The 22,717-nt window shown below is 43.2% G+C and carries 18 protein-coding genes; all 18 read right to left on the reverse strand.

Annotation, left to right across the window (positions count from 1 at the left end):
- Window positions 1-179 precede the first annotated feature (179 nt).
- The 18 genes from tgt to nifJ all read right to left on the reverse strand — a co-directional run bounded on the left by tgt (window position 180) and on the right by nifJ (window position 22,705).
- Window positions 180-1,478 (reverse strand): tRNA guanosine(34) transglycosylase Tgt, encoded by a 1,299-nt coding sequence (gene tgt / locus RR45_RS06505; RefSeq protein ID WP_072353596.1) that lies wholly within the window; start codon window positions 1,476-1,478, stop codon window positions 180-182.
- A complete protein-coding gene (gene sufU, locus RR45_RS06510; RefSeq protein ID WP_031366021.1) occupies window positions 1,479-1,952 on the reverse strand; it encodes a Fe-S cluster assembly sulfur transfer protein SufU in 474 nt (157 codons plus the stop codon). It abuts the gene before it with no gap.
- 61 nt (window positions 1,953-2,013) lie between these two features.
- Window positions 2,014-3,237, reverse strand: a complete 1,224-nt coding sequence (locus RR45_RS06515) for a cysteine desulfurase (RefSeq protein ID WP_031366022.1) — start codon at window positions 3,235-3,237, stop codon at window positions 2,014-2,016.
- A 50-nt stretch (window positions 3,238-3,287) separates the two neighbouring features.
- A complete protein-coding gene (gene sufD, locus RR45_RS06520) occupies window positions 3,288-4,550 on the reverse strand; it encodes a Fe-S cluster assembly protein SufD (protein WP_031366023.1) in 1,263 nt (420 codons plus the stop codon).
- Window positions 4,551-4,563: 13 nt separating this feature from the next.
- Window positions 4,564-5,334, reverse strand: a complete 771-nt coding sequence (sufC, locus tag RR45_RS06525; protein ID WP_003138658.1) for a Fe-S cluster assembly ATPase SufC — start codon at window positions 5,332-5,334, stop codon at window positions 4,564-4,566.
- A 77-nt stretch (window positions 5,335-5,411) separates the two neighbouring features.
- On the reverse strand, window positions 5,412-6,584 hold the full coding sequence (locus RR45_RS06530) for an MraY family glycosyltransferase (RefSeq protein ID WP_031366024.1): 1,173 nt from the start codon (window positions 6,582-6,584) through the stop codon (window positions 5,412-5,414).
- A 129-nt stretch (window positions 6,585-6,713) separates the two neighbouring features.
- A complete protein-coding gene (locus RR45_RS06535; RefSeq protein ID WP_084463459.1) occupies window positions 6,714-7,439 on the reverse strand; it encodes an adaptor protein MecA in 726 nt (241 codons plus the stop codon).
- Between the two features lie 61 nt (window positions 7,440-7,500).
- Window positions 7,501-8,238, reverse strand: a complete 738-nt coding sequence (locus RR45_RS06540; RefSeq protein ID WP_031366026.1) for an amino acid ABC transporter ATP-binding protein — start codon at window positions 8,236-8,238, stop codon at window positions 7,501-7,503.
- The gene (locus RR45_RS06545) at window positions 8,235-8,921 is read right to left on the reverse strand and encodes an amino acid ABC transporter permease (RefSeq protein ID WP_031366027.1); all 687 of its coding nucleotides are present in this window, start codon (window positions 8,919-8,921) and stop codon (window positions 8,235-8,237) included. Before RR45_RS06545 ends, RR45_RS06540 begins: the two co-directional genes overlap by 4 nt.
- Before the next feature lie 108 nt (window positions 8,922-9,029).
- Window positions 9,030-9,398, reverse strand: a complete 369-nt coding sequence (locus RR45_RS06550) for a DUF4430 domain-containing protein (protein ID WP_031366028.1) — start codon at window positions 9,396-9,398, stop codon at window positions 9,030-9,032.
- 123 nt (window positions 9,399-9,521) lie between these two features.
- Window positions 9,522-10,652 carry an ABC transporter ATP-binding protein gene (locus tag RR45_RS06555; RefSeq protein WP_031366029.1) on the reverse strand — a complete coding sequence of 377 codons (1,131 nt, stop codon included), beginning with the start codon at window positions 10,650-10,652 and terminating at the stop codon, window positions 9,522-9,524.
- Window positions 10,653-10,821: 169 nt separating this feature from the next.
- Window positions 10,822-14,592 carry a BspA family leucine-rich repeat surface protein gene (locus tag RR45_RS06560; RefSeq protein ID WP_031366030.1) on the reverse strand — a complete coding sequence of 1,257 codons (3,771 nt, stop codon included), beginning with the start codon at window positions 14,590-14,592 and terminating at the stop codon, window positions 10,822-10,824.
- Entirely contained in the window at window positions 14,576-15,184 is a 609-nt protein-coding gene (locus RR45_RS06565) for a signal peptidase I (protein ID WP_031366031.1), read from the reverse strand. Before RR45_RS06565 ends, RR45_RS06560 begins: the two co-directional genes overlap by 17 nt.
- On the reverse strand, window positions 15,181-15,861 hold the full coding sequence (locus RR45_RS06570) for an LPXTG cell wall anchor domain-containing protein (RefSeq protein WP_031366032.1): 681 nt from the start codon (window positions 15,859-15,861) through the stop codon (window positions 15,181-15,183). The genes RR45_RS06565 and RR45_RS06570 overlap by 4 nt, the downstream gene beginning before the upstream one ends.
- A 110-nt stretch (window positions 15,862-15,971) precedes the next feature.
- Window positions 15,972-16,703 carry a TasA family protein gene (locus tag RR45_RS06575; RefSeq protein ID WP_031366033.1) on the reverse strand — a complete coding sequence of 244 codons (732 nt, stop codon included), beginning with the start codon at window positions 16,701-16,703 and terminating at the stop codon, window positions 15,972-15,974.
- A 290-nt stretch (window positions 16,704-16,993) separates the two neighbouring features.
- Window positions 16,994-17,407, reverse strand: coding sequence for a hypothetical protein (locus RR45_RS11215; protein WP_179295331.1), 414 nt, complete (start codon window positions 17,405-17,407; stop codon window positions 16,994-16,996).
- Window positions 17,408-17,721: 314 nt separating this feature from the next.
- Entirely contained in the window at window positions 17,722-19,062 is a 1,341-nt protein-coding gene (locus tag RR45_RS06585) for a DEAD/DEAH box helicase (RefSeq protein ID WP_031366034.1), read from the reverse strand.
- A 100-nt stretch (window positions 19,063-19,162) separates the two neighbouring features.
- The gene (gene nifJ, locus RR45_RS06590) at window positions 19,163-22,705 is read right to left on the reverse strand and encodes a pyruvate:ferredoxin (flavodoxin) oxidoreductase (protein WP_031366035.1); all 3,543 of its coding nucleotides are present in this window, start codon (window positions 22,703-22,705) and stop codon (window positions 19,163-19,165) included.
- Window positions 22,706-22,717 lie beyond the last annotated feature (12 nt).

The following is a 22,717-nucleotide window of genomic DNA, read 5'->3' on the forward strand; positions in this document are numbered from 1 at the left end:
TCCAGCGACTAAGATTTTTTTCAAAAATCAAATCTACTGTATATAGCACGGTACATAATGCGCTGAAGCGCAAACATAGTTGAAAGCAATCCTTTCAATTAACCAATAGAGGCAACATTAGTTGCCATCAGAAAGTGTATGCTATAGATAGTTAAATGAGTATAGAGGTAAACGTCTATTTATTGCCATTCTGTTGGACTGGTATAAAGGAAATCCCGAGCGCGTTCCTCACCATAATAACGAACTAAAAAGTCACGTTTATAAGCCCAGAAGGCAGGTTCAGAGTCGTTTAATTTCTGACGAATCTCTTCTACTGTCCTCACCACAAAGCGTTCATTGTGAATACTTGCCAGAACCATGCCTGTCACTTCATTTGCCTTGAACAAATGACGAAGATAAGCTTTGGTATGGTTCTCACAAGTATAGCAATCACAATCTCGATCAAGTGGTGTGAAATCATCTTCAAATTTTTTGTTTTTAATATTGATGCGACCATCATACGTAAAGATGGCCCCATTTCTGGCTTGACGAGTTGGTGCAACACAGTCGAACGTGTCACACCCAGATTCAACACCGAGGAATAAATCAGCAGGCTGTGCGCCCATCCCCAATAAATGTCTTGGTTTCTCTTCTGGAAGGGTTTCATTAATCCAAGTTAACACATCTGGCAATTCCTCTGGCTGAAAAGTCCCACCAATCCCGAAACCGTCAAACTGCTCACCATTTTCAAGAGTGAGATTTCCTAGGAAACTAGCACTTTCGCGGCGATAATCTTCTTCACGTGCACCTTGTACGACACCAAAGAGAGCTTGTTGCAGTTCACCTTTTTCTGCATGAAGGGTATTCAGCTCTGCATGACGACGCAATGAACGTTCTGCCCAGGCATGCGTTGTGTCGAGTGCTGATTTAATCTGCTCACGACCTGCCAAAGGAGAGGTTAATTCATCAAAAGCCATATGGATATCCGCTGCAATCTGATGTTGTAACTCCATCGAATATTCCGGTGTCATGTAAATCTTATCACCATTGAGATGACTCTTGAACCAGACGCCTTCCTTCTCAACCTTGGTTAACTGGTCAGCACTCATGACGGCATTCTCAGATGATCCCCTAGTCGTATGACTAGTCGCATCCAAACCTTTTTTAAAGGCCATGCCGAGTGAATAAACTTGAAAACCACCTGAATCGGTATACATAGGTTTGTGGTAGTTCATAAATTTGTGAATACCACCCGCCTTTTCTAGCAAATCAGCACCTGGTCGTAACATTAAGTGATAGGTGTTTGCCAAAATTGACTGGGCCCCAAGGGCATCAATCTCAGCATTTGTCAAAGTTTTCATAGTTGCGGCTGTTGCAGCACCAATATAAGCTGGCGTTTGGATGTCTCCATGTGGCGTTGAAATCGTGCCACTGCGTGCCAAGGTATTGGGAATTTTACGTTTAATATCAAACGTTAAAGCTTCTTTATTTTGAGTCATTTAAATTTCACAGTGTCCTGATAAATTGGCAACCTCAGAGCTGCCATTACTATTTTCCAAGGCTTTTTTCAAAGCATTCCAAGCTAAAGTTGCACATTTAATACGTTGTGGAAACTTGGCAACACCAGATAACAAGGCGCCATCGCCCAATTTTTCTTGACGATCATCTGTTTTACCTTGAACCATTTCAGAGAAAATATCTGCTAACTCGAGAGCTTCTTCTGATTTTTTGCCAATCACTGTATCCGTCATCATTGAGGCTGAAGCTGTTGAAATACTACAACCTGAACCATCAAAGGCGATATCAGTGATGGTACCACCATCCAGTTTCAACGAAAGTTTAATCACGTCGCCACAGGTTGGGTTATTCAAATCTACCGTTTCACCGTCCTGTAATTGACCGTGGTGATGTGGGTGACTTGAATGATCAAGAATCACCTGACGGTAGAGGTTATCTAATTTAGAAAGGGCCATGGTTACTCCTTTGGTCATAAGTTAGCGAAGTCGTTTGGCACAACTGTTTAAGTATACGATATTAAACGCCAAAGAACGCCTTGGTTAACTTGATCGCTTCGACTAACTTATCACAGTCAGCAAAAGTGTTATAGATATAAAAACTAGCGCGAGCTGTTGCAGGCAAGTCTAGATAATCAATCAACGGCTGTGCACAGTGATGTCCTGCACGGACAGCAACACCTTCCATGTCAAGCGCAGTAGCCACATCATGAGGATGAAGACCGTCCAAATTAAAGGCAATCACACCGCCACGGCGGTGATTATCTTCTGGACCGTAAATGGTTAAGCCTTCTATCTCACGCAATTTTGGCATGACATAGTTCAGCAAATCTTGCTCATGTTGATGGATATTGTCAATGCCTATCTCAGTCAGATAGTCAACTGCGGCACCAAGTCCGATAGAGCCTGCGATATTTGGCGTTCCCGCTTCAAATTTCCAGGGTAATTCTTTCCAGGTTGCGCTCTGTTCGTAGACAAAGTCAATCATTTCACCACCAAACTCAATCGGATTCATCTGATTAAGCAAGGCTTCTTTACCATATAAAACACCGATACCCGTAGGTCCGGCCATTTTATGACCAGAAAATGCAAAGAAATCACAATCTAAGTCTTGCACGTCTACGGACATATGTGGTGTCGATTGGGCACCATCTACAACCATTATTGCACCATGTTCATGGGCAATTTGGGCAATCTCTTTGACAGGATTAATCACACCTAAGACATTTGAGACATGGGTAATACTGACAAATTTCGTCCGATTTGTGACCTTAGCCCGCAAGTCAGCCATATCCAGTTCACCATCTTTAAGGTAAACGAATTTCAGGATTGCACCTGTTTTAGCTGCCGCTTGTTGCCAAGGAATCATATTAGAATGGTGCTCCATGATTGAGATAACAATTTCATCTTCAGGCTGTAAAATCTGCTCCGCAAATTTTGCCACACAGTTTAAGGCAGTCGTTGTCCCACGCGTGAACAGTACTTCTTTACGAGAACTAGCGTTGATGAAAGCACGTACTTTATCGCGACTCGCTTCATAATCAGCTGTTGCACGCTCTGCCAAAGTATGCACACCACGGTGAACATTGGCATTGTCATGCTCATAATAAGCACGAATGACATCTAAGACTTGCTGAGGTTTCTGTGTTGTTGCCGCACTATCCAGATAAACCAAAGGCTCATCGTTGACGATTTGATCCAGAATTTGAAAATCACTCCGGATTTTTTCGATTTCTATGGTCATCTAGTCTCACTCCTACATTAAACTGTTGATACTCACTTATGCAAAAAAACTTAACGTTTATCTAGTTTACTTTCGATCACATCAATCATTTCTTGACGAACTGCCTTAACCGGAATTTCACCGATAACAGCGCCCAAAAAGCCACGAACGACCAAACGTTCAGCAGTATCTTGATCCAGACCGCGACTCATAAGGTAGTACATATCTTCTGGGTCAACTTGACCGATTGACGCCGCGTGACCCGCAGTCACATCATTTTCATCGATCAAAAGAATTGGATTAGCATCCGAACGTGCCTTATCAGACAACATCAAGACACGTGATTCTTGTTGCGCATCTGCACCTTTAGCACCACGGATGATGTGACCAATGCCGTTGAACGTCAAGGTTCCGGCTTCTAAGATGACACCGTGTTGCAAAATATGCCCAATCGAATGTGGCGCATAGTTGGTAACACGTGTATCAATACCTTGAATTTGTTTACCTGAAGAAATCGCCACCGCTTTAAGTTCTGCGTGACTGCCTTCACCGACCAAGTCGCTGTCAAAATCAGCAACGACATTACCTTCGTTCATCACACCAAGGTTCCAGTCGATTTGTGCATTTTTATTTAAGCGACCACGACGACTGATGAAAGTTGTCAAATTGCTACCTAAACGGTCAATCGCTGAAAACTTAACTTGTGCGCCTTCAAGTGCGATTACTTCAACCGCAATGTTGGCTGTGTTTTTAACATTATCTTTGCCAAGGCTCTCAAAACGTTCCAAGTATGACAACTTGGCATGTTTCCCAACGATAATCAAAACGTGCTTATTGAAAGGTACCGCTTCGTCAGAATCTTGATAAAAGAGTCCTTCGACTGGTACATTCACTTCAACGTTATCTGGCACATATAAAACTGCCGCTGAGTTAAAGTAAGCGGTATGGTAAGCTGTTAATTTGTCTTCATCAAAAGGCAAAGCTGTTCCAAAATACTGTTCGACGATTTCTGGAATTTCTTCCAAAGCTGAATAAAAGTCTGTGAAAATCACACCTTTATTAGCCAAATCTGGTGATAACTGTTGGAAAACAGTTGTCGTGCCGACTTGAATCAATTTAGGATTTTCACCTAAGTTTGTAAAATCTGGCACATTTGAACTGTCAAGAGATTCAGTGATATCATTGTTACCAAAGTTCCAACGGTCAAGCTTGACACGCTGAATTAAAGGGAGTTTCAATTCACTGATTTTATCAAATGCCGTTTGACGGCGCACTTGCAACCATTCTGGTTCCGCATGTGCCTGTGAAAAAGCAATAATATTTTCTTTCGCCATATTATGCTCCTTCTTAAGCTTCTTCTTTGTACTCGATACCAAGGTCTTTAGCGATGCCATGGTAACCTTCAGTTTCCAAGCGTGCTGCTAATTCAGGGCCACCTGTCATGACAACGCGGCCTTCCATCATCACGTGCACCACATCTGGTGTGATGTAGTTCAAGAGACGTTGGTAGTGAGTGATGATCAAGGCACCGAAGTTTTCACCACGGATAGCATTCACACCTTTAGAAACGACTTTTAGGGCATCAATATCAAGACCTGAGTCGATTTCATCTAGGATAGCAAATTTAGGTTCAAGCATGAGCAATTGTAGAATTTCGTTACGTTTTTTCTCACCACCTGAAAAGCCTTCATTGAGGTAACGCTCAGCCATGGCTTCGTCCATATTAAGCAAGTCCATTTTGCTGTCCAATTTTTTCAAGAAGTCCATGACGCCAATTTTGTCATCTTCTTCACGGCCAGCATTCATTGCAGCACGCATAAATTCAGCATTTGTGATCCCAGCAATTTCACTTGGATATTGCATGGCCAAGAAAAGACCTAAACGCGCGCGTTCGTCTACTTCAAGTTCTAACACATTAATACCGTCAAGCAAAATTTCGCCTTGGGTGACTTCAAAATTAGGGTTACCCATAATCGCAGCAGAAAGTGTTGATTTTCCGGTACCATTTGGTCCCATGATGGCATGAATCTCGTTTGTATTGATTGTCAGGTTCACACCTTTAAGGATTTCTTTTTCCTCAACACGGACATATAAATCTTTAATTTCTAATGTAGACATAGGTTCCTCCAATTATTGTTCTAACCACTATTTTATCAAAATAAAAGACAAAATAACATTATTCTGTCTATAAACTTTTACATTTTCCGCCGTTTTTTAACCTCTTGGCGATACTCACTATTGCCAATAAATTTAACGACATTTAAAAGAGGTGTCCGATTCTCGCCCAACACACCAATCAGCTCAATCAGCACTTCTAACCCGATCAGACTAAAGACAAGCAAAAAGGTACCGCCCCAACGTGATGACACATTAAGAATCAATGCGATAAATGAAAATATCCCTGCAATCCCATAGATGACTAAAACAGCCGCATGCTGGGTTAGACCCAAACTCAATAGACGATGATGCAAGTGCATCCGATCGGCCTCAACCATACTACCACCATTGAGTTTACGGCGAATCATCGCTACGACCGTATCGGTCAATGGTACCCCTAGAATCAGCATTGGTGTGACGACAGCCACAGCTGTCGCATTTTTCAAACCTTGCAAGGACAAGACTGAAATCATGAATCCCAAGAATAAGGCACCCGTGTCTCCAAGATAAATAATGGCAGGTGGAAAATTATAGGGAAAAAAACCAACGATAGCAAAAACCAAAACGAAAATTGTAATCGGAAGATAGACATTCGTCGTCCCCAAGAAGAAATACGCCACCAATCCCATAGTTGTCAGACTAATAATTGATACACCACTTGCTAAACCATCTAGCCCATCAATCAAATTAACAGCGTTGGTAATCGCTAAAATCCAGAAAATAGTGGCTAAAAAAGACAACCAATCTGGAAAGACTAGGAGTGGTCCGCCAAAAGGTATCTTGAAATTATCAAAATGACTCGTCGTGAAAAACCAGATAATACAAGCACCCGCAATTTGACCTAATAATTTACTTTTTGCACCAAGTTCTACAATATCATCGATCAGTCCTGTCGCAGCCACAATACCACCACCTAAAACAAAAGGCCAGACATAGCTGAGATAAGAATCTGTAATGCCTGGATAATTTGGTAATGACACAAAACGTGGCAAGACAAGCAACACGATTGCTGAAAAAGCAACAAAAATAGCAACACCTCCAGCAGATGGCATTGGCTTGACATTAATACGACGGGCGTTTGGATGATCAACTGCACCAATTTTTCGAGATACCACCACCATAATAGGCGTCAGAATCAAGGCAATGATAGCCGTTACTAATAAAATAATAATATATTTAACCGTAAAAGGAAATTCAGATAAGTTATGCATATACTAGTATTATACCATATTCTTTTATTTTTATAACAGTCAATCTGTCTCGCGATGCCTCCATTTAATCGCTTTTCCATATATTGAAAAAAACAACAAAGTCGTCTTTACTTCGTTGTTTCTTATCAATTAAATTTGTTGCAGACTTTCAAGTGCTTCCTCACGGAAAATCGTCTTAGCATGTTCTAGCAAAGCCTCACGTGAAAAATCAGACGGCTCACCATACTCTAACATTCTAGCACGTAACAGGCTCACTTCTTTAAAGCCTTTACGTTTTTGGTTGTCAAGAATCGTCAGGTAGAAATTATCTTGAAATTGGAAAAGTTCGGACTCCTCCACATCATCAATCACAGCTTGGCTCAGTTTCACCGCATCTGATATTTTGTTGAATTTAAGGATGAAGTAGACGAAGTCAGCGTGATCATCCATCACATCAAAATTTGGTTTACTTGACGATAAGCTATCCATGAGATTTGCCATATCCCCCATCTGCTCCATGGCCTCGTCCATCATTTCTTGTAAGCCTTCTGATCCCTCAGGAAATTTCATGTTATCTATGTTGACTTCTTCTGTCACTAGCAAATCCACACCTTGTGGATGCGGGCGAACTTGAAACGTCATCATGCCCGTATTAGCAAATTTATCTTCAATTTCTAATTCGCTAACCAACTCATAGAATAACTTTTCAACCATGCCTTGATTGACTAAAAAATCACTCATTTTAATATCGTGTGCCTTTAAATCTTCAAAAGTCAAGGAAATTTTTATCGTTTTATCATTAATTTGTTTATATTCCATCGTACTAACCTCACGTTTCGTTTCAGGGAAGTCATCTCCTTTGGATTCCCTGAACATCTATTATATCATAAAAGCGCTAAAAATAGCGCTTTTGAGTGATTGCGATGTTCTATCAATCTTATAAAACCTGTGCCAAAAATTCCTGAGTTCGCGGCTCCTTAGGATGATCAAACAACTCGTTTGGCGTACCGCTCTCAACAATTTTACCATCCGCCATGAAGATCACACGATCCGCAACTTCTTTAGCAAATCCCATCTCATGCGTCACGATAACCATCGTCATCCCGTCTTTTGCCAAATCTTGCATGACATTTAAGACATCCCCGACCATTTCAGGATCGAGAGCAGATGTAGGCTCATCGAAAAGCATGACGTCAGGGTTCATCGCTAATGCCCGAGCAATCGCTACCCGTTGTTGTTGTCCCCCTGATAAACTTTGAGGATAAGCATCAGCTTTCTCAGACAGCCCAACCTTAGCTAATAACTCAATGGCAACTTCAACTGCCTCTTCTTTTGATAGTTTGCCAGTCGTCATGGGTGCCAAAGTTAGATTATCAAGCACGGTCATATTTGGAAAAAGGTTAAACTGCTGGAAAACCATGCCCATTTTTTCGCGATGCTTAAAGACATCAACTGACTTGTCCGCAATATTAGTGCCTTCAAAGTAAACATCACCTTTAGTCGGCGTTTCAAGTAAATTCATCGTTCGAAGAAAAGTCGATTTACCAGACCCAGAAGGACCAATCATGACCACAACTTCACCGCGTTTAATCTGAATATCCAAGCCTTTCAACACTTCATTTTTACCGAAATATTTATGCAGATCTTTAATTTCAATCAAATTATATGTGCTCATTTTGCATATCCTTTCCCAAGTTTTTTCTCAAGTAGATTGATGAGTCGACTTGTGATAAAGGTTACCACAAAATAATAACCCGCAACTAATAACCAAGGTGACAAACTTTGATAAGTTGTTGAACTTGTTGTTTGCGCACCATTGAAGAGTTCCATAACACCAATCGTTGCCAAAAGCGAGCTATCTTTGATAATGGTCACAAATTCATTTCCTAAAGCAGGTAAGATATTACGAACGGCTTGTGGTAGAATGACTTTCATCATCGTCTGATGAGGCCGAATACCGAGTGAATAAGCAGCCTCTGTCTGTCCTTTAGGTACCGCATTAATCCCACTACGAACGATTTCAGCAACATAAGCCCCTGAGTTCATTGACAACACGATAATCCCTGGCACCAAACGTGATAAATCTTCCGTTAAAATACCCAATTGAAACTCCGGCAGTGGCATTTTCCCAAGTACTTGGAAACCTATCATAATCTGCACCAACATCGGTGTCCCTCGAAAAACTTCGATGTAAACATTAGCCAACCAACGTAAAATACGTATCTTTGATAACTTTGCTAGGGCAATCAGTGTCCCAAGTACGGTACCGATTACGACAACAAAAGCCGAAATCATCAGGGTAACAATTAAGCCATCATTAAAATAAGGCAGGAATTTATCGATAAAATTAAAACTCATAAGACTCTACTTTCTGAAAATATACTTGCTTAACGATATAAAGTGTCTGCTTTATATCGTTAAATGAGTATAGTAATATCTTTTATTATATCACATTATGTTAGTCCTTTATTTAAATTCTCCCAGATAAAATTCAATTTTACTGCCCGCCTTCACTTTGGTTTCTGCGACTCCCTTATCAGCTAGTTTATCATTGACTTTAAAGAGCCAATAAAGATTGGATGACTCAATTTGAGTAATGCCATCAATTTCAGTGATGATACCTGATTTTAGGGTTACTCTTGTCCTTGATTGCAGTAACTCTAATACTGTTTCATCAGCCTGAATTGGTATATCTTGATAAGTCTTAACTGTTGCCTCATCGTATTTGACGATTAATGTTGCTGTGCCATGCTGTTCAGATTTAACAGCTTTGTGGCAGGAAGATAAGATAATAACGGATAGGATACAAAATAAACTGAATACAAATTTTTTCATAAGACTATTTTATCAAAAAAATGTGTTCTAGTGCCAAATATAGATCAACTTACCTTTACATCTTGAGAGAAAGATAAAATAGAACAAAAAAACGCCATTAGCGTTTTTTCGAGGAGAGTCATTTTAGCCGACAATACGTTGCTCAGTGTCAAAGTCGAAGAAGTGTCCTTTATTGACATTGAATGTCAAATCAACTTCATCACCAGGTTGACGGAAGTCACGTGCATCTACTTTTGAGACAAATTCAGTGTCGCCAATTTTAGAATAGAGCATTGTTTCAGCGCCAAGCAATTCAGAAACAACAACTTCAGCTTTAACATTTTGATTTGGGAAGACTTCTTGAACAAGACCATCTGCGGAGATATCTTCTGGACGAATACCAAACCAGACTTTTTTCTTGTCATAGCCAGCATTTTTAAGGACTTTTTGTTGACCTTCTGGAATCGCAATATCAAGCCCAGCACCATTTGTCATGCAGCTACCATCAACCGTGACTTCAAAGAAGTTCATAGCAGGGCTACCGATAAAGCCGGCGACGAATTTGTTAGCAGGTTCGTTATAGAGTTCTTTCGGCGCACCAATTTGCTCAATACGACCAGTTGTGCCATCAGCACTTTTAGACGCACTCATGATAACGATACGATCCGCTAGTGTCATCGCTTCTGTTTGGTCATGGGTTACGTAAATTGTTGTTGCGCCAATCCGACGGTGAATTTTCGCAATTTCAGCACGCATGGACACCCGGAGTTTGGCATCCAAGTTTGACAAAGGTTCATCCATGAGGAAGACCTTGGCATCACGGACAATGGCACGTCCCATCGCCACACGTTGGCGTTGACCGCCGGACATGTCAGCTGGTTTACGATCCAAGAGTTCGGTCAAGCCAAGAATAGCAGCCGCTTCTTCTACACGTTTTTTGATTTCATCTTTTTTGTATTTGCGCAATTTCAAGCCAAATGCCATATTGTCAAAGACCGTCATGTGCGGATAAAGGGCATAGTTTTGGAAAACCATGGCGATGTCACGGTCTTTAGGCGCGACATCATTCATGCGCACACCATCAATCGTGAACTCTCCATTTGTGATGTCCTCAAGACCTGCAATCATCCGCAGAGTTGTTGATTTACCACAGCCAGATGGTCCAACAAAAACGATAAATTCTTTATCTTTCACATCAAGGTTAAAATCTTCTACTGCCTTGATTTTGGCATTAGGATATACTTTGTCTACGTGTTCCAATTTAAGGGTTGTCATTATGTTTACCTCTTTTTTTTGATAAGTTCATTATACCGAAAACGTTTTCAATACAAGATGGTCAAACTGCCTATTTTTTGTATACAAATTGTCTTTAAAATCATCAAAAAATAAGCTAGGACTGCCATTAAGACAAGTCCTAGCCTATTCTTATTTTTTACCGTCATACCTAAGGTGTCGCAATCACCACCGCATTAGGATGAGGATTGAGACTATTGATCAATGCCTGCGCATCCGCATCTTTGACTGTCATAGTCAAGCCGAGGTTATTGTTGGTAAACATACTACCATAGACTCCGATAGATTGCGCGAAAGTTGCGTTTCGCATGTCAATGCTTGTGAGCAAGTTAGACGTGCCGTTGAACAGATAGGTCATATCCGTCACAGCAGCGGTGTCCCAACCACTCAAATCGAGACTAGTCAGCTTGCTGGCATTTCGGAAAGTAGCGCCCATATTCGTCACGGCTGAGGTGTTCCAGTTGGCAATACCTGCGATGTTTTGCAAGGCAGTTGCGTTGTAGAACATGCTGTTCAGTGATGTGACCTTACTAGTGTCCCAGCCTGTCGTATCAAGTCCAGTCAGGCGGTTGGCACCGCTAAACATACCTGCCATGTTCGTGACATTAGACACATTCCAAGCGTTGCCATTGGTTGGCAAGTAAAGGAGCGTCCAACCGCCACCAGACCTTTTAATACCTGAGTCCATGAACATTTGAGACATATTGGTGACATTGCTTGTATTCCAATAGGTGAGGCCCTCAACGTTATCAAGGTTGCTAGTGCCCACAAACATTCGACTCATATTGGTGCCAGTATTTGACACACCGGGTTCAAAGCTAGGATCTGTCAATAGGTATGTCAATTGATTCGCATAACCAAACATCTCTACCATGTTTGTTACCTTTGACACATCCCATGTACTAATATCCAGTGTCTTAACACCTGAATTAATATTAGTGTAATAACCGCCACGTGCGAACATTTCTTGCATACTTGTCACATTAGACACATCCCATGTGCTGATACCGGTGACGGTGTTGAGGGACTGAGTACCTGCGAACATCTTATAGGTGCTAGTAAGCGCAACTGTGTCCCAGTCTGTCGTGTCAATGTCAACGAGACGCGTTGCGCCATCAAACATGTTGCTCATGTTGGTCACTTTTGACACGTCCCAAGAGGTACCGTCTGTGTGCAAGTCGAGAATTGCCAAACCATCAGAGCTTTTAATGCCTGAGAATTGGAACATGTAGCTCATATTGGTAACCTTGCTGGTGTTCCAATCTGTAATACCATTAATCGTATCAAGGGAACTTGTATAGTGGAACATGTAGCTCAAATTAGCACCACTAGTAGAGACACCCGGTTCGAAGTCAGCTGTCGTTGTCAAGGTTAACAGTTTGTCCGCATAGGCAAACATACTTGTCATGTTCGTGACTTTAGACACATTCCATGTGCTAATATCTAGGCTCTTAACACCCGAATTAAGATTACCATATGGACCACCACGTGCGAACATTTCTTGCATACTCGTCACATTAGACACGTCCCATGTGTTAATACCAGTGACGGTGTTGAGGGATTGAGTACCTGCAAACATCTTATAGGTGCTAGTAAGCGCAACTGTGTCCCAGTCTGTGGTGTCAATGTCAACGAGACGTGTTGCGCCGTCAAACATGTTGCTCATGTTGGTGACTTTCGATACGTCCCAAGAGGTGCCGTCTGTGTGCAAGTCGAGAATTGACGAACCATCAGAGCTTTTAATGCCTGAGAATTGGAACATGTAGCTCATATTGGTTACCTTGCTGGTGTTCCAATCCGTAATGCCATTAATCGTATCAAGGGAACTTGTATAGTGGAACATGTAGCTCAAATTAGCACCACCTGTTGAGGCACCCGGTTCGAAGTCAGATGTCGTTGTCAGGGTTAACAGTTTGTCCGCATAGGCAAACATACTCGTCATGTTGGTAACTTTCGACACATCCCATGTGCTAATATCTAGGCTCTTAACACCCGAATTAAGATTACCATATGGACCACCACGTGCGAACATTTCTTGCATACTCGTCACATTAGACACGTCCCATGTGTTAATACCAGTGACGGTGTTGAGGGATTGAGTACCTGCAAACATCTTATAGGTGCTAGTAAGCGCAACTGTGTGCCAGCCTGTCGTATCAATGTCAACGAGACGCGTTGCGCCATCAAACATATAACTCATATTCGTGACTTTGCCTGTATGCCAACCACGAGCATTGACTGAGCTAATGCCAGAGTATTGGAACATATGATCCATGTTTGCGACATTTGACACGTCCCAGCCACTCACGTCAAGCGGAGCGCTCAAACCAGGTGTGGTGGTCCCCGCATATTGGAACATATAGCCCATGTTTGTGACCTTACTCGTGTCCCATGTGTTAATATCCTGCAACCCTGCGCTTGTTATCGCATCAGCATCGTAGAACATATAGGACATATTACAACCAGCGGTCAAGACTCCTGGCGTCCAGTTGGGCGCATTGAGCGTCGTCAGCTTGTAAGCCTCATAAAACATACTTGCCATACTGGCGACATTCGACACGTCCCAGCCACTGGCATTGAGGGTCGGGATGGTAGAATTTCGGAACATTTCGCTCATGGTGGTCGCATTGCGGGTATGCCAATTTTCCTGTCCTGTCAGACTTGTCAGGGCAGTCGTGCCGAAAAAGTAACGGTAGAGACTTCTTGATTCGCAGACTTCAAACTTGTCAACGTCTATCGTTTTAGCGTTTCTGAAATCTGAGAAGTAAGCATTATTGGTGCCACCTGCATTGCCCAGCACGCCATTTTGCCCGCCGACGTAGAGCTTGTATCTCGCTCTGCCATCTGTGATAACCTCCGTATCACCCGTTGGATCTCCATTACCATCTACTATCGGTTGGGTCGGTGTGTCTGCTGTGTAGACAAGCCACGCTTGCACTGTCTTGTCCTGCGCTGCTGAGACGTCCCAAGCATAGACGACCTGCTCACTATTATAAGTGTCGCCTGTCGCTAGGGGATTGGTTTTAACATCTCGGTCGACAAACTGGATGTTTTGGACTTGTTGTTTCGTGACCGACATGGTCGCGGGTTGTCCCCAGAATTTCGCAGTTGCGGCAGTCCCCGAGGTCGCCATCATCATAGGCATAGTCTCAGCCGTCATGATAGCTGATGCCTCGTCCCGCAGAATACGATAGCGAGGCGTTTCACCCTCAAAGTAGAGGTCTAGCTTGAGGTTTTCACCATTAAACTGGAGAAAATCAGCGTGTTCTTGCGTACTGTTGCGTCGTGCATAGACGACCTTAAACTGATAATTTTTGGCGTCCTGTGCTGTGAGGGTTGACCCAGAAATTGGAAGTTCAAGCCCTGTTCGGGTCGTGTTGTCATTGAGCAACACGGTATCCTCAGACAGGTTTTTCGTCAGGGCGCTGGCGCCACCTGAGTTGATGTCGCTGCGAATGGTATCGTCAGATGTCGTCGCAGGATAGAGATAGACATAGCCCTTTTCTGGTAATGTATCCTTATCCCAAGCGAGTTTAATCACACCATCAGAGACAGTCAGCGCTTCATTACCTGTATTGGTAAGGTCAAAGCTCAGCGTGACAATGTCACTCAGCACCATATGATCGAAAGTGACTAATTCATTTCCCGCATGCATGACATCGCCCGTCGCTGGGTCGGTCACGGTCGGGTCGGTCTTGACACCTGTGTGCGTGTCAAGTTTCAAGTTCTGAATTTGCATGACCTTGGGAATATTCAGGGTCATGTCCGTCTGACTTCTAGTGATGTCACTCATATAGGACGTGATAGACTGAGGTGCTAATAGCGCACCTGCTAAGATAATGAGTCCAGCCGTTAAACTGAGTTTGACCTGCGGTCGGCTGATGGTCGTCCATACGCTTTTTAATTTATGTTTGAATTTCATAACTACCTCCTTTCTGCGATTTTACTGTGTCTTTCTTTCTGACATTAGCTTCCAAAATCTTAATTGCCATGATGAGCAATATTACCAAGACCAGCGGTGAGACTACGAGAAAGAAAATACCTTTTGGCGTTTTCAAAACTGGCACGAGGTAAGCCGTCAGATTGGTATGCCAGACTTCGCTACCTAAGTAGCTATCCGCGTTAATCAACTGTGTATCCGCCTGTTTATTGGCATCGCCCTTGGTCAAGATACCCGCGTCCGTGATTTGACGCACTCGGTGAAAGGCGGGTTGCCCGCCCAAGGCTTGTGCCTTAAAGGCAATCAATTCGCCCACCTTGACCGTTTTGAAAGCGTCTTTCTTCACCAAAACCAGACTGTACTTGCGGTACTTGGGCGCCATACTATCGGATGCGACCACGAATGGCTTGTAGCCAAAGACGAAAGTGTCCGCCTGCTTGAAAGATTTGGCATAGACCGCGGCGAGTATCGCAAGCCCTAGCGCTAAGACCAACAAGACATTGAGAACAATGCGGGTGGCTTTTTGCCAAGGATTTTCTGATTTTGGGGTGGTTTGTTTTTTAAAAAATCTCATGATTGACGACCCTCCTCAGATTTGTCTTTTTGACGTTTACCTAGTAATAGGAAGAAACCTAGGAGAACAAGCACGCCGGCACTAGTAAACATGATTACTTCGCCTGTGTTTGGTAACCGCCCAGTGGTTTGACCTGCTGTATTGGTCGTTGGCAGATTGCCACCGGTTTGGGGTGTGCTGGCTGACGGCGCAGGGTCTTTGTGATTCAGATTGATAATGTCAAAGTTGAACCCTAGCGTACAAGACTTGCCCTGATAGGCATTTGTCAAGTTATCATCGACAGTCATCGTCAGCTCAAATGAACCGCTCTTGTTTGGCGCAATCTGATAGAGTTCCTTGTTTAAAATCGCTGTCATATCTGCTTTTCGAAAGAGGAGGTTGTCCTCACTTTGATTAAAAGCAAAGGCGAGCTTGTCTAGTAGGATACTGTCCTCAAGGATGTCGATATTTTTCAGACGGATGGCGTGTGTGCTTGAGGTCTGATTGTCAACGTGGATGGTGTAGGTTTCGCTATCTCCCGAGCCAACACCATGTTCCTCAAAAATCAGCTCCTGCGTGCGCGTCGCCGCATCGTCCTTGATGTTAATCTGGTAATCTTCCGCCAGTGCCGGTTTCGCAGAAAATAAAATGAGTGCTGCGGCAAGTGCGGTTAAAATACGTCTATGTTTATAAGCCATAAGTTTCCCTCCTCTATATCATGTCAGTCATATGGAAATTGCAGGGCTTGAACCTGCTTGATGTCCACACAAATTTCCAGAACAAAGGGCGACTTGCCCTTTATAAAAGTTTAAGGATTGGTTACCTCAGTTGTTGTCAAGTCTGTCCAGTCCGCAGTCGTGTTGTTGCGATATTGGATTGCTTGCGCTGCGTAGCTAAGGGCAACGGTCTTGTCTTGCCACTCATTTTTTCCGCTCTTTTTGAAGTAAATGGTGTAAGTCAAGGTGCGCTTGTCTGCCCCACCCGTTTCTGTTTCAAAATCAGCCTTGGCGCTGTTACCATTGATAATCTCTGACGTTGGATCAACCCATGTCAGGCTTTTAGCCGTGCCATCCCAAGTCACATTTGTGGCATCCTGTGCTAGGTCAGTCGTTGTGCCATTTTGTGTTTCTGCTTCTGCTTGCGTTAAAGTACCTTTAAAAACGCTGAAATCTTTAGTAAAATCTGCGGCTGCGCTAGCATTGGTAAAGGCTGTCCCTGTCAGCTCAAATTTGCCACGAAGATAGGCAGATTTACTCCCGCTATTGGTAACAGGAACGCTAACCGTTACGACATCGCCAGGGTTGAAGTTCTCAACGATTTTATTGTTATTACCGATGTTTGTGATGTCAGTCCCGTTTTGCGTGATAGTGTCAGTTCCCTGAACCAAGTCAAGTGTCCCAGCTGTAATCGTGCTGTTCCCTGTCACGAAATCACTGAAGAATGCCGAGATACCGCCTGTGATGATACCTATCGCGACCAAAATCGTAGCGATAATCAAGACGACTTTACGTTTGTTGTGTTTTTCTTGTGCGTGTGTCATAATTGTTTCCTCCTTTAAGATGTTGAGGCGACTGCTTTGGGGTGTAGAAAATTAGGGATTTGCCGTAAGCGACTGAAAGTCGTGCGGACAAATCATCTATTTTCCTAACCCCAAGGAGCCGAAACTCAGTTAGTTAATATGTAATATCATTATGGGGGGGTGATAAGAGCGGTAAGTCTACGGCGGGCGTAGACTGTTATAGGCGTTAAGTCTCATAAGATACTCCTCATATTCTAATGGATAGACGCTTTTTGAAAACGTTCGCAAAACACAAAGAACTGAACCTTATCTCAAGGTAAGCCAAAAAGCCCGACCCTCGATATCAAGTTCAGTTCATTTAATCTATTAAAAAGCGCAACAAAACTAGCCTGCTCTGCTCTGCTCTGCTCTGCTCTGCTCTGCTCTGCTCTGCTCTGCTCTGCTCTGCTCTGCTCTGCTCTGCTCTGCTCTGCTCTGCTCTGCTCTGCTCTGCTCTGCTCTGCTCTGCTCTGCTCTGCTCTGCTCTGCTCTGCTCTGCTCTGCTCTGCTCTGCTCTGCTCTGCTCTGCTCTGCTCTGCTCTGCTCTGCTCTGCTCTGCTCTGCTCTGCTCTGCTCTGCTCTGCTCTGCTCTGCTCTGCTCTGCTCTGCTCTGCTCTGCTCTGCTCTGCTCTGCTCTGCTCTGCTCTGCTCTGCTCTGCTCTGCTCTGCTCTGCTCTGCTCATCATATGCCTGTCCTCCTCTCTTGTCAAGTGTTTTTTATAATTTAATCTTCTTTTTTTATGATATAAAAATGACTTATTTTTATCATTTAATTAAAAATAACCCATAAGTTTATTATACACTATTTTCGGTAATATACAAAACAATTCGTTAAATTAAATTTTTATGTCACATTTACATGTTATTATCTTATATTTATAGTATAACCTCTTTTCCAAGAACGACAAAATGATATGCTAAACTGTCCTGCTAAATTGGTATAATTTTCAACAAAAAAAGCCTGACCCATTTTAATAGGTCAGACATCTTTAGTCCTTGCTTAAAAAGATTGACGTTTAGATTTCCGTTCCGCGCGACCTTGCGCACGACCCTCAATCCGTTTCTTAGCTTTCTTCTGCTTGTCAATTTCCCAGCCGATTTTTTTCTTGTAGGCTGGCTTGATGTGTTTCTTTTTCTTCTTGACAAGCCCGATCATGGTAATATCTAGCGCTTCTTTCGTTTTCTCACGTTTTTCACGACGATCACGGTCATAAGACTCCACGATTTCACCATTTTTGATCACTTTTGGTGTGAATTTGATACCTGTTTTTTCAAGCTCATGAATCGCAGCATCATCAGACGGTTGGTAAAGCGTAATCGCTGTCCCAGTCATCCCATTTCTGCCAGTCCGCCCCACACGATGGACGAAAAATTCCAAATCACGCGGAATGCCATCATTGATAATATGACTGACACCCTCAATATCAATCCCACGCGCCGCCAAATCTGTCGCCACCACGTATTGGTAGTCCAGATTTTGCACAGCTTTCATGATTCGCTTCCGCTCACGCGGTGGCACGCCGCCATGAATCTTCGCAACTTTAAAGCCATTATTAGCTAAAAAGCTATGAATTTCATCGGCTCTATCCTTGGTATTGGCAAAAATCATCGCCAAATATGGATTAAGCGTTTGTAATACTTCAAGAATCGCGCTATTATTACCACGTCCCTTGGTCGAAATCAACCAGTTGTCAATCGTATCGCTAATGACCGTTTTAGTTGCGATTTTTTCCATAACAGGATTGTTGAGATATTTCTTGAGGAAAGGTTGGAGCTTTTGCGGAATGGTTGCTGAGAACACCAGCATCTGCACCTTTTTGTCAAAAGTACCTGCGATTTGGTCCACTTCGTTTAAAAATCCCATGTCCAAAGTCATGTCTGCTTCATCAATAACGAAAATGTTCGCCGTATAAGTTTTCAAGGCTTGCGCATTAATCAAGTCTAAAATACGACCTGGCGTCCCAATGACGATATGAGGCTGGTTGCCAGATAATTTTTCAATCTGACGTTTTTTATCTGTGCCACCCACAAAGTTTGAGATACGGATGTTTTCATCAAACTTTGTAAAGGCTTGTGCCGCATTGTAAATCTGCGTTGCAAGCTCACGTGAGGGGGCTGTAATCACTGCTTGTACACCGTTAATCGTTGTATCTAATTTTTGGAAAATCGGCAGTAAAAAGGTATGTGTTTTACCAGAACCTGTTTTAGATTCACCAACAATATCACGCCCGTCAAGGGCAATCGGAATCAGCTTTTCTTGGACGGGTGTCGCCGTTTTAAAGTGAATGCTTTCTAAAGTGTCGTTAATAAATGGTTTAAAATTAAAATCTGTGAATTGCATATTTTTCTCGTTTTTCTAGTAGTCGTTCTTCTATTATACCATAAAAAAATCGCCAATTTAGGCGATTTTCGATTATCAATAACCAGATAGTTAACCAACATTAAACTTTATTCTTTTTATAAGCTGCTAGACGGTTGTAATTTTCACTACGCGCCATCATCGCATCGACTGTCTGATGCAGCATATCTTGAACTTCTTGCTCGTCTTTCTTAACGCTACGCAAAGCAGAGAAACGTGTTTGCTGTTCAAGGAAATCTGACATTTTGCTAAAGTCGGCTTTTTTGTAGTCAATTCGCATCGGATCCTTGCCTTTAGCTGCTAGGCGTGGATCGTAGCGATAGAGCTGCCAGTAGCCAGACTCGACTGCCTCTTTTGATTCCTTAATAGTTTGACTCATACCACCACGTAAGCCATGGTTGATACATGGTGTATAACCAATGATGACAGAAGGTCCAGGATAGCTTTCTGCCTCCGAAATAGCTTTAATGGCTTGCATCGGATTTGCCTCAATGGCAATCTGTGCCACATAGACATCATTGTAAGCAATCGCCATCATACCCAAATCTTTTTTCTTAGTCTTTTTACCACCAGCTGCAAATTTAGCAATCGCTGAAGTTGGTGTGGCTTTAGACATTTGACCGCCAGTATTAGCATAAAGTTCATTATCCATGACTAGGATGTTCACATCTTCATTCGTCGCCAGGATATGGTCAATCCCTGCATAACCAATATCATAAGCCCAGCCATCACCACCTATGATCCATTGACTTGGTTTCACAAGCATATCTTCATCAGCCAGAATGGCTTGCAAACGCTCATCCGTTTCATCACGCAAAGCTGCAGCGAGTTTCGTTGCACGCTGACGACTACCGTCACCCTCGTCTTTATTCGCTAACCAATCAGCAAGCAAGGCTTTGGTATCATCAGCCCCCACCTCTGCCGCAAGCGCAGCAGTCACTTTTTTGGCTAAGCGATCTCGCTTAGTTTGATTGGCAACATGCATCCCTAAACCATATTCAGCATTATCCTCAAAGAGCGAGTTACTCCATGCCGGACCTTGCCCTGCATCATTTGTCGTATATGGTGTCGCTGGTGAAGAGGCACCCCAAATAGACGAGCAACCCGTCGTATTCGCAATCATCATCCGATCCCCATAAAGCTGGGTCAAAAGTTTGACATAAGGCGTCTCACCACATCCACTACAAGCCCCTGAGAACTCGAGCAATGGTTTTTCAAACTGAGAGCCTTTCACTGAGAATTTCTTGACAGGGTTCACTTTGTGACTCAAGGTCATGGCAAATGCCCAGTTGATTGCCTGTTCCTTTTGCGTATCGTAAGGCTGTAATGCCAAGGCTTTTTCTTTGGCAGGACACACTTCAACACAGAGCCCACAACCTGTACAGTCCTCAAGTGACACCTGAATCCGATATTGCAAGCCATCTGCACCACGCATTTCTCGTGTGATAAAGCCTTCTGGTGCACCTTTCAGTTCAACCTCATCAGCCAAGAAAGGACGAATGGCAGCATGCGGACAAATAAAGGCACACTCATTACACATGGTACATTTGTCAACTGACCATTCAGGTACTTCTAGGGCGACGCCACGTTTTTCATAAGCAGCTGTCCCCATTGGCATAAAGCCACCCAGCATGCCGTTATCAATCAAATCGCCAACTGACAAATCATTACCTTCTTGACGGTTGATTGGCTCCAAGATATTGGTGATATAGCTTGGTTTGTCAGATGTCTCGCATTTTTCTTCTGGCAGATCAAGCGTTGCCCATTCAGCGGGTACTTGGACTTGTGTCAAGGCATCAAAAGTGGCATCAATGGCTTGCCAATTAATCTCAACAATTTTCATGGATTTCTTGCCATAGGCTGCCTTGATTTCATCGCGCATCAAGGGCAAGAAAGTCTCTCTATCCATAATGTTTGACAGTTCAAAGAAAGCTGCTGACATGATGGTGTTAATCCGACCATGCAAGCCCAGCCTTTGGGCAATTCCTGCGGCATTGATGGTATAGAACTTGATATTGTGTTCGCTCAAATAACGTTTCAGTCGAATTGGCAAATGTTGTTTGACTTTTTCTTCATCCCAAACGGTATTTAAGAGAAAAGTTCCGCCGTCTTTCAGGCCTTTAATCAAGTCATATTTATGCAGATAGGCACTATTGTGGCAGCCGATAAAGTCGCTGCGATCGACATTATAAGTCGATAAAATCGGTTCTTGACCGAAACGGATATGCGAAATCGTCAAGCCACCTGATTTCTTAGAATCATAGGCAAAATACGCTTGGGCATAATAGTCGGTGTTGTTACCAATGATTTTAATCGCTTGTTTATTGGCACCAACGGTACCGTCTGAACCCAGCCCCCAGAACTTGGCTTGGAAAGTGCTATCCGGTGTCAAGTCCAGCACTTCTCCCATTGGCAGTGACAAGTTCGTCACATCGTCCACAATGCCGACTGTAAAACGTAATTTTAACTGGTCAGCTGGCAAAAGCATATGGTCATAAACAGCTACAATCTGGTCTGGCGTAATGTTTTTTGACGCAATACCATAACGACCACCGATAACTGTCGGACGATTCTCATGTCGATAGAGGACGCTTTGCACATCTAGTAAGAGTGGCTCACCGTCTGAACCTGGTTCTTTTGTCCGATCCAAAACAGCCACCGTTTTCACTGTTTTTGGTAATTTGTCAAGCAAGTTTTCCGCAGGAAACGGGCGATACAAATGAATATTAATATGTCCAACCTTGCGACCTTGTTGGTTCAAATAATCGACTGTTTGCTGGATAGTCGGCGAAACTGACCCCATCGAAATGATAACTTCTGTCGCTTCTGGGTCACCATAGTAGTCAGTCAAGTCATAAGATGTCCCACGCAAGGCATTAATTTGTTGCATATATTTTTGAACAATCGCAGGCATGCGGTCATAAAATTGATTGACCGTTTCCCGTTGTTGGAAATAGATGTCTGGATTTTGCGCCGTCCCTGACACAGTCGGGTGATTGGGATTCATTCCTTGCGCACGAAATTCTGACAAGGCATCCCAATCCACCATGGCTTTCAAGTCATCGTAGTCTAGGACTTCGATTTTTTGCAACTCATGGCTCGTTCTAAACCCATCAAAGAAATTCATGAAAGGCAGTTTGCCCTCAATACTTGCCAGATGTGCGACAGCAGATAAGTCCATGACTTCTTGAACACTCGCCTCCGCCAGCATACAAAAACCTGTCTGACGTGCTGCCATCACATCGCTATGATCACCGAAGATACTCAGCGCATTCGTCGTTACAGCACGCGCTGCCACATGAAAGACACTTGGCAATAACTCACCTGCGATTTTGAACATATTCGGAATCATCAAGAGCAAGCCTTGACTCGCCGTATAAGTTGACGTCAAAACACCTGTTTTTAATGAACCATGCACAGTACCAGCTGCACCGCCCTCACTTTGCATTTCAATGACCCGAACTGGCTCACCAAAGATATTTTCTTGCCCCTGCTCAGCCCATTCATCCACATATTCTGCCATGGTCGAGCTTGGTGTAATCGGATAAATGGCAGCAACTTCTGTAAACGCATAAGAAATATATGCCGCAGCAGCGTTCCCATCCATTGTTTTGGTTTTCTTCATTTATTTTTCACC

The organism is Pseudolactococcus chungangensis CAU 28 = DSM 22330 (assembly GCF_002441885.1).
Lineage (GTDB): Bacteria > Bacillota > Bacilli > Lactobacillales > Streptococcaceae > Pseudolactococcus > Pseudolactococcus chungangensis.

What these genes read in the sequence shown, in the direction of transcription:
- tgt (WP_072353596.1), bottom strand. Translation starts at nt 1,478, where the DNA reads ATGACTCAAAATAAAGAAGCTTTAACGTTTGATATTAAACGTAAAATT.
- sufU (WP_031366021.1), bottom strand. Translation starts at nt 1,952, where the DNA reads ATGGCCCTTTCTAAATTAGATAACCTCTACCGTCAGGTGATTCTTGAT.
- RR45_RS06515 (WP_031366022.1), bottom strand. Translation starts at nt 3,237, where the DNA reads ATGACCATAGAAATCGAAAAAATCCGGAGTGATTTTCAAATTCTGGAT.
- sufD (WP_031366023.1), bottom strand. Translation starts at nt 4,550, where the DNA reads ATGGCGAAAGAAAATATTATTGCTTTTTCACAGGCACATGCGGAACCA.
- sufC (WP_003138658.1), bottom strand. Translation starts at nt 5,334, where the DNA reads ATGTCTACATTAGAAATTAAAGATTTATATGTCCGTGTTGAGGAAAAA.
- RR45_RS06530 (WP_031366024.1), bottom strand. Translation starts at nt 6,584, where the DNA reads ATGCATAACTTATCTGAATTTCCTTTTACGGTTAAATATATTATTATT.
- RR45_RS06535 (WP_084463459.1), bottom strand. Translation starts at nt 7,439, where the DNA reads ATGTTCAGGGAATCCAAAGGAGATGACTTCCCTGAAACGAAACGTGAG.
- RR45_RS06540 (WP_031366026.1), bottom strand. Translation starts at nt 8,238, where the DNA reads ATGAGCACATATAATTTGATTGAAATTAAAGATCTGCATAAATATTTC.
- RR45_RS06545 (WP_031366027.1), bottom strand. Translation starts at nt 8,921, where the DNA reads ATGAGTTTTAATTTTATCGATAAATTCCTGCCTTATTTTAATGATGGC.
- RR45_RS06550 (WP_031366028.1), bottom strand. Translation starts at nt 9,398, where the DNA reads ATGAAAAAATTTGTATTCAGTTTATTTTGTATCCTATCCGTTATTATC.
- RR45_RS06555 (WP_031366029.1), bottom strand. Translation starts at nt 10,652, where the DNA reads ATGACAACCCTTAAATTGGAACACGTAGACAAAGTATATCCTAATGCC.
- RR45_RS06560 (WP_031366030.1), bottom strand. Translation starts at nt 14,592, where the DNA reads ATGAAATTCAAACATAAATTAAAAAGCGTATGGACGACCATCAGCCGA.
- RR45_RS06565 (WP_031366031.1), bottom strand. Translation starts at nt 15,184, where the DNA reads ATGAGATTTTTTAAAAAACAAACCACCCCAAAATCAGAAAATCCTTGG.
- RR45_RS06570 (WP_031366032.1), bottom strand. Translation starts at nt 15,861, where the DNA reads ATGGCTTATAAACATAGACGTATTTTAACCGCACTTGCCGCAGCACTC.
- RR45_RS06575 (WP_031366033.1), bottom strand. Translation starts at nt 16,703, where the DNA reads ATGACACACGCACAAGAAAAACACAACAAACGTAAAGTCGTCTTGATT.
- RR45_RS11215 (WP_179295331.1), bottom strand. Translation starts at nt 17,407, where the DNA reads ATGATGAGCAGAGCAGAGCAGAGCAGAGCAGAGCAGAGCAGAGCAGAG.
- RR45_RS06585 (WP_031366034.1), bottom strand. Translation starts at nt 19,062, where the DNA reads ATGCAATTCACAGATTTTAATTTTAAACCATTTATTAACGACACTTTA.
- nifJ (WP_031366035.1), bottom strand. Translation starts at nt 22,705, where the DNA reads ATGAAGAAAACCAAAACAATGGATGGGAACGCTGCTGCGGCATATATT.